This window comes from Pseudomonas emilianonis, from assembly GCF_023072625.1.
GTDB lineage: Bacteria > Pseudomonadota > Gammaproteobacteria > Pseudomonadales > Pseudomonadaceae > Aquipseudomonas > Aquipseudomonas paraveronii.
In genome coordinates, this window is record NZ_JAKNRV010000017.1 from 21,628 (window position 1) to 34,445 (window position 12,818).

The 12,818-nt window shown below is 62.2% G+C and carries 12 protein-coding genes; 6 read left to right on the forward strand and 6 right to left on the reverse strand.

What is annotated here, in order from left to right:
* Positions 1 to 45: 45 nt before the first annotated feature.
* Positions 46 to 1,944, reverse strand: a complete 1,899-nt coding sequence (quiC, locus tag L9Z73_RS04020; protein WP_247396607.1) for a 3-dehydroshikimate dehydratase QuiC — start codon at positions 1,942 to 1,944, stop codon at positions 46 to 48.
* Between the two features lie 223 nt (positions 1,945 to 2,167).
* Here quiC and L9Z73_RS04025 point away from each other — a divergent pair, with 223 nt between their 5' ends.
* Complete coding sequence (locus tag L9Z73_RS04025) at positions 2,168 to 3,502, forward strand: MFS transporter (RefSeq protein ID WP_247396609.1); 1,335 nt, start codon at positions 2,168 to 2,170, stop codon at positions 3,500 to 3,502.
* A 1-nt stretch (position 3,503) separates the two neighbouring features.
* On the opposite strand, the gene L9Z73_RS04030 is transcribed toward L9Z73_RS04025, so the two are convergent.
* Positions 3,504 to 4,382 (reverse strand): DMT family transporter, encoded by an 879-nt coding sequence (locus L9Z73_RS04030; RefSeq protein ID WP_247396611.1) that lies wholly within the window; start codon positions 4,380 to 4,382, stop codon positions 3,504 to 3,506.
* 185 nt (positions 4,383 to 4,567) lie between these two features.
* Between L9Z73_RS04030 and L9Z73_RS04035 the strand changes: the two genes are divergently transcribed.
* From L9Z73_RS04035 to L9Z73_RS04045, 3 genes are read left to right on the forward strand one after another with little or no spacing between them, the layout of a single operon-like run.
* Entirely contained in the window at positions 4,568 to 4,981 is a 414-nt protein-coding gene (locus L9Z73_RS04035; protein ID WP_247396613.1) for a lipoprotein, read from the forward strand.
* Positions 4,982 to 5,025: 44 nt separating this feature from the next.
* A complete protein-coding gene (gene ypfJ / locus L9Z73_RS04040; protein WP_247396615.1) occupies positions 5,026 to 5,916 on the forward strand; it encodes a KPN_02809 family neutral zinc metallopeptidase in 891 nt (296 codons plus the stop codon).
* Positions 5,917 to 6,897 (forward strand): alpha/beta hydrolase, encoded by a 981-nt coding sequence (locus tag L9Z73_RS04045; protein ID WP_247396617.1) that lies wholly within the window; start codon positions 5,917 to 5,919, stop codon positions 6,895 to 6,897.
* Between the two features lie 120 nt (positions 6,898 to 7,017).
* On the opposite strand, the gene L9Z73_RS04050 is transcribed toward L9Z73_RS04045, so the two are convergent.
* Genes L9Z73_RS04050 through L9Z73_RS04060 form a run of 3 tightly spaced genes read right to left on the reverse strand, consistent with a single transcriptional unit; the run spans position 7,018 to position 9,091 of the window.
* Positions 7,018 to 7,617 carry an HAD family hydrolase gene (locus L9Z73_RS04050; protein ID WP_247396620.1) on the reverse strand — a complete coding sequence of 200 codons (600 nt, stop codon included), beginning with the start codon at positions 7,615 to 7,617 and terminating at the stop codon, positions 7,018 to 7,020.
* The gene (tesB, locus tag L9Z73_RS04055; RefSeq protein ID WP_247396622.1) at positions 7,614 to 8,483 is read right to left on the reverse strand and encodes an acyl-CoA thioesterase II; all 870 of its coding nucleotides are present in this window, start codon (positions 8,481 to 8,483) and stop codon (positions 7,614 to 7,616) included. The genes L9Z73_RS04050 and tesB overlap by 4 nt, the downstream gene beginning before the upstream one ends.
* 38 nt (positions 8,484 to 8,521) lie before the next feature.
* Positions 8,522 to 9,091: a GNAT family N-acetyltransferase gene (locus L9Z73_RS04060; protein ID WP_247396626.1), complete on the reverse strand. Its 570-nt coding sequence runs from the start codon at positions 9,089 to 9,091 to the stop codon at positions 8,522 to 8,524.
* Between the two features lie 75 nt (positions 9,092 to 9,166).
* On the opposite strand from L9Z73_RS04060, the gene L9Z73_RS04065 reads away from it, so the two are divergent.
* Complete coding sequence (locus L9Z73_RS04065) at positions 9,167 to 10,087, forward strand: histone deacetylase family protein (RefSeq protein ID WP_247396629.1); 921 nt, start codon at positions 9,167 to 9,169, stop codon at positions 10,085 to 10,087.
* Positions 10,088 to 10,258: 171 nt separating this feature from the next.
* Complete coding sequence (locus tag L9Z73_RS04070; protein WP_247396633.1) at positions 10,259 to 11,497, forward strand: TIGR03862 family flavoprotein; 1,239 nt, start codon at positions 10,259 to 10,261, stop codon at positions 11,495 to 11,497.
* A 126-nt stretch (positions 11,498 to 11,623) separates the two neighbouring features.
* Here the strand turns inward: L9Z73_RS04070 and L9Z73_RS04075 are convergent.
* A partial coding sequence (locus tag L9Z73_RS04075; protein WP_247396635.1) for a DEAD/DEAH box helicase occupies positions 11,624 to 12,818 on the reverse strand: 1,195 nt, incomplete at its 5' end.

The following is a 12,818-nucleotide window of genomic DNA, read 5'->3' on the forward strand; positions in this document are numbered from 1 at the left end:
GATTATGGGCCGCAGCGTTCCCCGAAGGAAGCACCAGGCCCGCCGTCATAACCGTGCCTGGCGTACCGCACCGCTGCGCGACTTAGCCATCGCCGCCAGGCGCACCGCCACGTTGGCCGCGCCGTAGCCGGCATAGCCATTCTTGCGCTGGATGATCTCGAAGAAAAAACGCCCCTCGAACGGCTCGGTGTACACATGAAACAACTCACCGCCCTGGGCGTCGCGGTCATACAGCACGTTGTAGTACGCCAGCTCACTGAGGAACTCATCGTCGAAATCAAAGCGCGCCGCCAGGTCGTCATAGTAGTTGAGCGGGATATCCAGCAACGGCACGCCCGCCTCCTTGGCCCGGCGCACCTCGGCGAAAATATCCGCGCAGTCGAAGGCAATGTGATGCACACCCGAGCCTCGATAGCTCGACAGTGCGTGGGAAATCGCGGTGTTGCGGTTCTCGGAAATATTCAGCGGCAGGCGAATCGAGCTGCAGCGGCTACGCAGCGCACGGCTTTTCACCAGGCCATACGGATCAGGCAGCACCACTTCGTCATCGGCTTCGAAATCCAGCAGGCTCTTGTAGAACAGCACCCAGCTGTCGAGGCTGTCGGCGGGCAAGGCCATCGCCATGTGGTCGATGCGCAAAAGCCCGCCGCTGGAGGCAGCGCTCGGTTGCAGATTGAAATCGGTGTCGTATACGCCTTCGCTTGGGTCCACCAGATAAATCAGGCTGCCGTCCGGCGCACGCACCGCTGCCAATTCCAGCTCATTCGGCCCGACCAGGCCACGATAAGGCTGGCCCTTGTAGGCCACCGCCCGCTGCAGGGCCTTGGCGCTGTCCTTGACCCGAATCGCCGTGGCACATAACGACGGCCCGTGGGCCTCGAAAAAGTTGTGGGCGAAGGAATACGGTTCGCAGTTGAGGATCAGGTTGATATCACCCTGGCGCAACAGGCTGACGCTCTTGGAACGATGCTGGCCGACCTTGGCGAAGCCCAGGCGCTCCAGCCATTGCGTCAGCTTGGCGCCGAGGTTTTCGTCCACGGCAAATTCAAGGAATTCAATACCGTCGTATTCGCTGGCGGGCGGGGTGTCAAAGAGGATCTCCACCGGCACGGCAGGCTGTTCATGCGCCAGGCGCTGGCGGGTTTTCTCTTCCAGGTAGAGCAGCGAGCGCAAGCCATCCGCCGCGTTGGCTCGGGTTGGTGCGGCGCGGAAGCCGTCGTTGAAGATCTCCAGGGACAACGGCCCGGTATAACCGCTCTTGATGATCGGCGCGAGAAAGCCCGCCAGGTCGAATTCGCCCTGGCCGGGGAAGCAGCGGAAGTGACGGCTCCACTCCAACACGTCCATGGCCAGGATCGGTGCGTCGGCCATTTGCACAAAGAAGATCTTGTCGCCGGGAATCTCAGCGATAGCACTCGGGTCGCCCTTGAGCGACAGGGTGTGGAAGCTGTCGAGCAACACCCCAAGGCTCGGGTGATCGACCTGGCGCACCAGGTTCCACACCTGCTGCCAGGTATTCACATGCTTGCCCCAGGCCAGCGCTTCGTAGCCGATGCGCAAACCACGGCGGCCAGCGTGTTCGGCGAGCAGGCTGAGGTCATCGAGCAAAATACGTTCATCGCCCACGCAATCGGCCGAGGCATTGCTGCACACCAGCACCAGGTCGGTGCCCAGCTCCTGCATCAGGTCGAACTTACGCTCGGCGCGCTCCAGGTTACGTGCCAGGCGGTCGCGGCGGCAGCCTTCAAAGTCGCGGAACGGCTGAAACAAGGTGATGGCTAGGCCCAAGTCAGTGCATATTTGCCTGACTTCCCGTGGGCTGCCATCGTAATACAATAGGTCGTTCTCGAAGATCTCAACCCCATCAAACCCGGCGGCGGCAATGGCTTCGAGCTTTTCTGGCAGGGTGCCGCTCAAGGAAACAGTGGCGATGGAACGTTGCATGGGGCGACTCCCGGCAGTTGTTATTTACAGTAAATTATTCGCCCCCAGCCTACACACAGCAATTCAAATGTACGAACCAGTTAGTTTTTAGGGCGATTATCGAACACAATGGCCATCGGCGAATTGACGATTTTTTAGCCACTGCGCACCATCGTTCCCGTAGCAACGTCCAAAATAAAACCCAGAACACACCCTAAAAATTCCAAAAAACGGGTAAAACCTCATGCCTTCGCAAAACTCCGTCCTGGCTGCGCGCCCGGCCAACCCGCATGCCGGCATCGGCGACAAGATTCGCGGCGCACTGGCCGTCGGCAAAACCCGCTGGGGCATGCTGGCCCTGGTGTTCTTCGCCACCACGCTCAACTACATCGACCGCGCCGCCCTGGGCGTGATGCAACCGATCCTCGCCAAAGAGATGAGCTGGACGGCGATGGACTACGCCAACATCAACTTCTGGTTCCAGGTCGGTTATGCGATTGGCTTTGTGCTGCAAGGCCGGCTGATCGACCGCGTGGGTGTCAAGCGCGTGTTCTTCTGCGCGGTGCTGCTGTGGAGCCTGGCCACCGGCGCCCACGGCCTGGCCACCTCGGCCGTCGGCTTCATGGTCTGCCGTTTTATCCTCGGGCTGACCGAAGCTGCCAACTACCCGGCCTGCGTCAAGACCACCCGCCTGTGGTTCCCCGCCGGCGAACGCGCAGTGGCCACCGGCATCTTCAACGCCGGCACCAACGTCGGCGCGATGATGACGCCGATGCTGCTGCCGTTGATCCTGCATGTGTGGGGCTGGCAGGCGGCGTTCCTGTGCATGTCGGCACTCGGTGGCATCTGGCTTGTGTTCTGGGGCTTGAAGTACTACAACCCGGAAGACCATCCAACGGTTAAGCAATCCGAATTGGACTACGTGCAACGGGAAGTCGAACCGGAACAGCCCCGCGTCCCCTTCAGCCGTATCCTACGCATGCGCGGCACTTGGGCCTTCGCCATCGCCTACTCGCTGACCGCACCGGTGTTCTGGTTCTACCTGTACTGGCTGCCGCCGTTCTTGAACCAGCAATACAACCTGGGCATCAACGTGACCCAGATGGGTATCCCGCTGATCATCATTTACCTGACCGCCGACTTCGGCAGTGTGGGGGGTGGGATTCTGTCGTCGTTCCTGATCGGCCGCGGGTTGAACCCGATCAAGGCGCGGCTGCTGTCGATGTTGCTGTTTGCCTGCTGCATCGTCGGCGTGATCTTGGCCGCCGGTTCCAGCCAGTTGTGGGTCGCGGTGTTCGCCATCTCCCTGGCGATTGGTGCGCACCAGGCCTGGACCGCCAACATCTGGAGCCTGGTGATGGACTACACGCCCAAGCACATGATGAGCACGGTGTTCGGCTTCGGCGGCATGTGCGCGGCCATCGGCGGCATGTTCATGACCCAGATCGTCGGCCACATCCTGACCGTGACGAACAACAACTACACCGTGCTGTTCACCCTGATCCCGGCGATGTACTTCATCGCGCTGACCTGGATGTACTTCATGGCGCCGCGCAAGATTCCTACAGTCGACGCCTGATTCAGCGCCGCCGCTGCTGCCAGGCAGCGGCCAACCCGCTCATGCAGATCACCCCGATGCCGACCACCGTGGTCAAGTCGGGGGTATGCGCAAACACCAGCCAGCCCAACACCCCCGCGAACACGATCTGGCAATAGCCGAACGGCGCCAGCAAGGCCGGCGCCGCAAAGCGGAAGGCCTGGGTCAGCATCAAGTGCGCGGTCATCCCGCAGGTGCCCAACGCCAGCATCAACACGCCGTGCCACAGGGTCGGCACTTGCCAGAAGAACGGCACCATCGCACTCATCACCAAGGTATTGCACAGGCCGGCGAAGAAGTTACTGGTGGTGGGCGTGTCGTATTGGCTGAGGATGCGCGTGAGCAGTTGGTAGAAGCAGAAGAACAGTGCCGAGCACAGCGGCAGCAGCACCGCAGGGGTGAACAATTCACCGCCCGGGTGGATGATCACCAGCACCCCGACAAACCCACAGATCACCGCCAGCCATTGGCCACGCGTGACATGCTCACCGAGCAGGGGCACCGACAGCGCCGTCACCAGAATCGGCGCGAGGAAGTTCACCGCCGTGGCTTCCGCCAGCGGGATGTAATGCAGCGCAGCGGTAAAAAACAGGCTGGTGCCAAGCAGGCAAAAGGCCCGCACCACCTGCATCCCCGGCCGCTTGCTGCGCAGCACGCGCAAGCCTGATTGCGGCAGGAAAATCCCGGCCATCAACAAGGTATGCACCAGGTAACGCGCCCACACCACCATCACGATCGGGTAGAACCCGGCCAGGTATTTGGACAAGGCGTCGTGGCTGGAGAACAGGAAAGTCGCCACCACAATCAGCAGAATGCCTTTGAAGGGATGGTTGACGCCGGAAAGGGGGGTGCTGACAGTCATTGAATTCTCTTGCGTGGCTGGCTGAACGCGGTGGTACTCAACCCGGTAATCTAGCAGCCGGGCATGCGTCTGCCCCAAGAGCATAACCAAACACCGTGCGAACAGCGCACTAAATCACCGCAATCGAGTCCAACGCTGCACGTTCGCCCCTGCGTTGCACACTTTTTAACCAAGGCCTTGCCGCTATGAAAAAAACTGTCTTTCTTCTGTCTGCCCTTGCCCTGCTCGCCGCGTGTAACCAGGAGTCGAAGGCACCCGCCAAACCGGCGCCGCCTTCCGTGCAAGCGACCCTGGTGCCGCAAACCCCGCCCACCGACAACTGGGTCGGCAAATGGATCGGCGTCGAAGGCTTGCACCTGACCATCGCCAAGGACGACAGCATCGGCCGTGGCCACTATCTTCTGACCATGCAGTACGGCCTCGACGCCGACGCCGCCGGCACCTTTAAAGGTGAAGCGGCTGAAGACGGCATCGCGTTCACCCGCCCGGACGGCCCGCAACAGCTGCGCGCCGGTGACGGTGCGGCGACCGGGTTGAAATGGCTGGCGGATAAAAAAGACTGCCTGATCGTCGCCACCGGCGAAGGCTATTGCCGTTAATCACGACCATAATCAATCACGGTTAGCACTTCGAGGATTGCCCCATGCTATGGAAAAAAGGCCGACGCAGCGACAACGTGGTGGATGCCCGCGATGACAGTGGCGGCGGCGGTGGCGGTGGTATGCGCTTTGGCGGCGGCAAGGGCCTGAGCCTGACCGCGATTGTGTTGATCGTCGGCATCGGCTGGCTGACCGGCCAGGACCCACTGCAGATTCTCGGCCAATTGACCGGCCAGATGGACCAGGCGCCCTCGGTGAGCACTCCATCGCGCCAGGCGCCGCCGGCGAATGATGAGCAAGTCGACTTTGTCCGCGCGGTATTGGGCGATACCGAAGACACCTGGGGCCAGGTGTTCAAGGAAAACGGCTTGGCCTACAAGAACCCGCAACTGATTCTGTTCCGCGGCCGGGTCAATTCCGCCTGCGGTGGCGCCACTTCCGCCAGCGGCCCGTTCTATTGCCCGGCGGATCAGCAGGTGTACCTGGACCTGGATTTCTTCCGGGAAATGTCACAACGTTTCAAGGCCGCTGGCGATTTTGCCCAGGCCTACGTGATCGCCCACGAAGTCGGGCACCACGTGCAGACCTTGCTCGGCATCTCGTCGAAGATCCAGGCTGCGCGCCAGCAAGGCCGGCAGATGCAAGGCGACGGCGGCCTGCTGGTGCGCCAGGAGCTGCAAGCCGACTGCTTTGCCGGGGTGTGGGCCTATCGCGCGCAAAAACGCCTGAACTGGCTGGAGCCCGGCGATATTGAGGAAGCGCTGAATGCGGCCAACGCGATTGGCGATGACCGTTTGCAGCAACAAGGCCAGGGCCGTGTCGTGCCGGACTCGTTTACCCACGGCACCTCGGCGCAGCGGGTGCGCTGGTTCAAGACTGGCTTTGCCCAGGGCCAGATCACTCAATGCGACACCTTTACCGCCAAGAGTCTTTAGATGAATACGCGATTGGGCATGCTGCTGGGTTTGTTGGTCACCTGTTGCGCCCCCGCCTGGGCCGCCGAGCACGGGGGCAAGGTGGTCAGTCCCGAGCGCTTTCACCTGGATGCCGGCGACCTCAGCCTCGGCTTGAGCCAGGATTGGGGTAAACCGCTGCCCAACGTCACGCGTGCGTTGATCATCGTGCATGGTCGCCTGCGCAACGCACAAACCTACCTGCAGAGCGGTGAAGACGCCGCCAAGCAGGCAGGGGTTGGCGGCACGACGCTGGTGATCGCGCCGCAGTTTTTGAATCAGTCCGATGTGAAACGCAATCACCTGGACAAGCAACTTCTGCGCTGGAAGGGCAATGACTGGATGGCCGGCGAGCCCTCGGTGGGGCCGGGCGCTGTCAGCTCCTTCGGCGCACTCGACCAGATCATCAAGCACCTGGGTAACCGCACGCTATTTCCGGCGCTGAGAGAGATTGTGGTGGCCGGCCATTCCGGCGGTGGCCAGGTGGTGCAACGCTTCGCCCTTACCGGCCACGACCATCCGACCCTGCAAACCGAGGGCATCCGCCTGCGTTTTGTGGTGGCCAACCCGTCGTCCTACGCCTACTTCAGCCCGCAGCGGCCGGTGCCGTTCAAGGTCGCGGACTGCCCGGGTTTCAATGACTGGAAGTACGGTATGCAGCACCTGCCCGCCTATGCCAAGGGGCAAAGCGCCGAGCAACTGGAGCGGGCCTACGTGTCGCGTGACATCACCTACCTGCTCGGCCAGCAGGACACCGACCCGAACCACCCAGCGCTGGATAAAAGCTGTGAAGCCGAGGCCCAGGGCGCGTATCGCCTGATTCGTGGGCACAACTACTTTGACACCCTCAAGCAACGCCATCCGCAACTGACCCAGAAGCTGGTGGAAGTGCCGGGGGTTGGGCATAACGGGGATGGGATCTTCACCTCGCCTGAAGGGCAGAAGGTGCTGTTCACTCAGTAATACCTGCAGAAACCGGCTCAACATGTGGGAGGGGGCTTGCCCCCGATTGCGGTGTAACCGTCAGCCAATTTTTAACTGACAGACCGCTATCGGGGGCAAGCCCCCTCCCACATTTGATCTCTATTGCCCGGGCTGGATCATCCGGCGCAGTACCGCGCAGTCTGCGGCATGCCAATCAGCCAGCTCGGGCCACGGGTTCTCCGGCAGGTTGACCAACACGGTCCGCGTGCCTGCGGCGCGGCCGCAATCCAGGTCAAAGCGGTAATCCCCCACCATCACCATCGCACTGGGCGATACGTCCCAGGCCGCCGCCAGTTTGAGCAAGCCACCGGGATCAGGCTTGGGTGGCGCATCATCACGCCCCAACACATCCTCGGCGGCAAAGCAGTCCACCAGACCAATCGCTTCCAGGGTGATATGCGCCAGCTCCCGCGCATTGCGGGTCAGGATGCCCAGGCGACAACCGCGCCCGGCCAATTCCCGCACCAGTTCCACCGCGCCTTGCGCCGCAACCGAACCCAGCGCCAGCTCGCGCTCATGCTCAAGCAACCAGGCATGTTTGGCCGCCGCGACATCCGCCGGCAACGCCGCGAGGTGGCTGAGGATGTCGTCCTCGGGCGGTATCCCCAGGGCCACGCGAATCGCCGCAAAGTCATGCACGGCCACCGTGAGGGTGCCGTCCATGTCGAACACCCAATGTTTAATGTCCGCCAGGCTCATGCCCAATCCTTGCGGTGGCGGATCAGGCCTTCCTGGGTGACCGAGGCCACCAGTTGCCCGGCGCGGTTGTACACGCTGCCGCGGGAGAAACCACGGGAATTGCCGGCCCACGGGCTGTCCATGGCGTAGAGCAACCAGTCGTCGGCGCGCAGGTCGGCGTGGAACCACAGCGCGTGGTCGAGGCTGGCGACCTGCATGTCTTTCTGCCATACGGTCTTGCCATGGGGCAGCAGCGACGTGGTCAGCAGGCCAAAGTCCGAGGCGTAGGCCAGCAGGTATTTATGCAGCGCCGGCGTGTCGGCCAGGGCACCGTCGGCGCGGAACCACACGTACTTGACCGGGTCGGACGGCTGCGGGTTGAACGGGTCTGTTTCGGTCACCGGGCGCACTTCGATCGGCTTGGGGCACAGCAACTTGTCGCGCATGTGCTCGGGGATCAGGTGGGCGCGCTGCTTGGTCAGCTCCAACTCCGACGGCAGGTTTTCCGGGCCGACCACCTCCGGCATGCTGGTCTGGTGTTCAAAACCGGCTTCGTCGTACTGGAACGACGCGCTGCAGGTAAAAATCGGCTGGCCCTTCTGGATCGCTGTCACGCGGCGCGTGCTGAAGCTGCCGCCATCGCGCACGCGGTCCACCGAATACACTACCGGCAATGCCGCATCGCCGGGGCGCAAAAAATAACCGTGCAGGGAATGCACGTGCCGCTCGGCTTCGACGGTCTGGCTGGCAGCCGACAGCGACTGGCCGAGCACTTGCCCGCCGAACAGTTGGCGAAAACCCAGGTCCTGGCTGCGGCCGCGAAAGAGGTTTTCCTCGATCGGCTCCAGGGTCAGCAAGTCCACCAGATCTTCCAATACTTGGCTCATAGAGCAACTCCTACAATCTATGGGGCATTCCGGGCTGCTTATCCGTGCAGCGTGTCCAACCATTGGGCGCGGGTGATGCGGTACAAAACATGCGGGCGCAGCGGGTCATCAGCTGCGACCTTGGGGTGTTCAAAATCTGCCAGGGGATCGTAATGCATCCCGATGGCTTGCATGACTTTTTGTGATGGCAGATTGGTTTGGGTGGTGAAGGCGACGATTTCGTCCAGTTGCAAGCGGTCGAAACCACAGCGCAACGCGGTCCATGCCGCCTCGCTGGCATACCCCAGGCCCCAATGCTCGCGAGCCAGGCGCCAGCCGATTTCCACCGCAGGGGTGAAGCCGACTTCAAAGCTGACATTCTGCAACCCGGTCAGGCCGATAAATGCGCCGTTGTCCTTGCGCTGCAAGGCCCACAGGCCAAAACCGTATTCGGCGAAATGCCCACGAATCCGGCCGATCAATGCGGCGCTTTCCAGGCGGTCCAATTGGGCCGGAAAATAACGCATCACCTGCGGGTCGGCGCACATGTGCGCAAACTCCGTCAGGTCGGCATCGCGCCATTGGCGCAACACCAGGCGTGCGCTTTCCAATTCCAGTATCGGCTCCATGGGTCCCCTCCCTTGCCATGTGCGTGAGTGTACCGCGCTGTTAAGATCCGTCGCAGGTTCCCGTCAGAAAATCCCATGCCTTTGCCATTGATCTACCACGATGACTACAGCCCCGAATTCCCGGCGGACCACCGCTTCCCTATGGACAAGTTCCGCCTGTTGCGTGACCACTTGGTGTCCACCGGGCTGACCCAGGACAGCCAATTACTGCGTCCAGCGCTGTGCCCGGCAGAAATTCTGGCCCTGGCCCATGAACCTGGGTATATCGAACGCTACATGAGCGGCGAGTTGTCCCGCGAAGACCAGCGGCGCCTCGGCCTGCCCTGGAGCGAAGCCCTGGCGCGGCGTACCGTGCGTGCGGTGGGAGGTTCGATCCTGGCGGCGGAACAGGCACTGGCACACGGCCTGGCCTGCCACCTGGCGGGCGGCACCCATCACGCCCACTACGATTACCCGGCGGGCTTTTGCATCTTCAATGACCTGGCCGTGATCAGCCATTACCTGCTGGCCAGCGGCCGGGTCAACCGCGTGCTGATCTTCGACTGCGACGTCCACCAGGGCGACGGCACCGCACGTATCCTCCATGACACGCCAGACGCGATCACCGTGTCGCTGCACTGCGAAAAGAACTTCCCTGCGCGCAAGGCCCAGAGCGACTGGGACATCCCGCTGCCCATGGGCATGGGGGATGCCGATTACCTCAAGGTGGTGGACGACGCGCTCAACTACCTGCTGCCGCTGTACCAGCCGGACCTGGTGTTGTACGACGCGGGCGTCGACGTGCATAAGGATGACGCCCTCGGCTACCTCAAGCTGACAGACGAAGGCCTCGCCGCCCGCGATGAAAGCGTGATGCGCCATTGCCTGGGTCGCGACATTCCGGTGATGGGCGTGATCGGCGGCGGCTACAGCAAAGACCGCCCGGCCCTGGCTCGCCGCCACGGCATCCTGCACCACAGCGCGCAACGGGTGTGGGCGTCATCAGGTTGTCATTGAAGTGTGGGCGTTACCCACAATGCCTGTGGAACGGCCTGTGGATAACTTGAGCGTAAAACGTTGAAAGCCAGTAACTGCATAGCCTGTAGGAAGCTGTACGTTTTTTGATCAGGAACTTGCGCCGTCCTCGGGTAGAATGCTCGGCCTATTAACGCGACCGTAGCCCTGCCCATGCCTCACACCCCTGCTCAACACGTCACTATTATCGGCGGCGGCCCTACCGGCCTGATGGCCGCTGAAGTCCTGAGCCAGGCGGGCCTGCGGGTGGACGTGTACGACGGCATGCCCTCGGTGGGGCGCAAGTTCCTGCTGGCCGGCGTGGGCGGTATGAACATCACCCACTCCGAGGCTTACCCGGCGTTCCTGTCACGCTACGCCGAACGTGCGCCGCAGATGGCGCCGTTGCTGCGCGCGTTTGGCGCGCAAGCGCTGTGCGAATGGATTCATGGCCTGGGCATCGAGACCTTTGTCGGCACCTCCGGCCGGGTGTTTCCTACAGACATGAAAGCCGCCCCGCTGTTGCGTGCCTGGCTCAAGCGCCTGCGCGACCACGGCGTAGTTATCCACACCCGCCATCGCTGGCTGGGCTGGAGCGCGGACGGTGGTTTACTTATCCACAGCCCGGACGGCGAAAAAACCATCCACAGCGACGCCGTGCTGCTGGCCCTTGGCGGCGGTAGTTGGTCGCGCCTGGGCTCCGACGGCGCCTGGCTCAAACTGCTGGAAGATAAAGGCGTGCCCTGCGCGCCGTTACAGCCCAGTAATTGTGGCTTCGAGGTGTCGGCCTGGAGCGAACTGATGGTCAGCAAATTCGCCGGCGCGCCGTTGAAAAACGTCGCCATCGGCCTGGGGGATGACAAGCCACGCCTGGGCGAATGCGTGATCACCGCCACCGGCATCGAGGGCAGCTTGATCTACGCGCTGTCGGCGCCGATTCGTGAAGCGATCAATCGCGAGGGCGTGGCCACGGTGCATATCGACCTGCTGCCGAGCAAACCGCTGGACAAGGTCCAGGCCGCGCTGGCCAAACCGCGTGGTTCGCGCTCGATGAGCAAGCATTTGCACAGTCAGTTGGGGTTGGATGGGGTCAAGGCGGCGTTATTGCGCGAACTGGCACCCGCCGGACACTTCAACGACCCGGCGCAATTGGCTGTGGATATCAAGGCATTGCCCCTGAGCCTGGCGAAAACCCGGCCGATGGATGAAGCGATCAGTACGGCGGGGGGCGTGCCGTTTGAGGCGCTGGACGAGCGGTTGATGCTCAAGCAATTGCCGGGGGTGTTTTGTGCGGGAGAGATGCTGGATTGGGAGGCGCCGACCGGCGGGTATTTGCTGACGGGGTGTTTTGCCAGTGGCAGAGCGGCCGGGCGCGGGATGTTGGAGTGGTTGAACACTTCAGATTTGCGGTGAACTCTAGTCCGCCATCGGGGGCAAGCCCCCTCCCACAGTTTTGATTTATGAACACATTCAAAATGTGGGAGGGGCGGTGCGACGATTCGACTTGCCCCCGATGAGGCCTTCAGCAGCGCCGAAAAATCACTTCTTCTTACGCGGCCCGGTATTGAACACCGGCACCTTGCGCACCGGCTTGATCGACGGCTCCGCCGGCGCGACCTCACCACTGTCCACCCACTTGCCCAGATTGCGTTTACCGCCACCGCCGGAGGTTTTAGGTTTCTTCGGCTTTTTCGGCTTCTTCACCACCTGCCCGCTGGCATCGGTATCCGGCACTCGGTGTTCCGGTTCGAAATCCTGCTCCATATGCCGGGTCAAGGTCTGACGGGTCAGCATCTCGATGGCCGACAGCATGTTCACTTCATCGGCACACACCAGGGAAATCGCTTCGCCGGTGTTGCCCGCGCGGCCGGTACGGCCGATACGGTGGATGTAGTCCTCAGCCACGATCGGCAGGTCGAAGTTGACCACCAGCGGCAGGTCTTCGATATCCAGGCCACGGGCCGCCACGTCGGTGGCCACCAGGATCTGCACATCGCTTGACTTGAAGCGGTCCAGCGCACGTTGGCGGGTCGCCTGTGGCTTGTCGCCGTGGATGCCGTCGGCATTGATGCCCAGGCCCTGTAGTTTATCCACCAGTGCATCCACGCCGTTACGGGTCTTGGCGAACACCAGCACCTGCTTCCAGCGGCCCTTGCGCATCAGGTGGACAAACAGCTCCGACTTGCGCTTCTTGTCGACCGGCACCACCCATTGCTTGACGGTATTGGCGGCGACGTTGCGCGGGCTGACTTCGATGCTCAGCGGGTCGTTGAGCATTTGTCCGGCGAGCGTGCGGATTTCATCGGAGAAGGTCGCGGAGAACAGCAGCGTCTGGCGCTTTTTCGGCAGCATGCGGTAAATATTCGCCAGCTCCTCGGAGAAGCCCAGGTCGAGCATGCGGTCGGCTTCGTCGAGCACCAGGGTTTGCAGTTGATTGAGTTTCAGCGCGTTCTGGCGAAACAGGTCGATCAGGCGGCCAGGCGTGGCGACCAGCACGTCGACGCCTTTGCGCAGCTTCATCATCTGCGGGTTGATGCTCACGCCGCCGTACACCGCGTAGGTGGTGAGCGGCAGGTTTTGGGCGTACTCAGCAACGCTGGCGTGAACCTGCTCGGCCAGCTCGCGGGTCGGGCACAGAATCAGCGCACGCGCCGAGTTGGCAGCGACTTTCGGCCCTTCCATGGTCAGCAGTTGCAGGGTCAGCGTGCCGGTTTGCAGGGCTTCGCCATAGTCG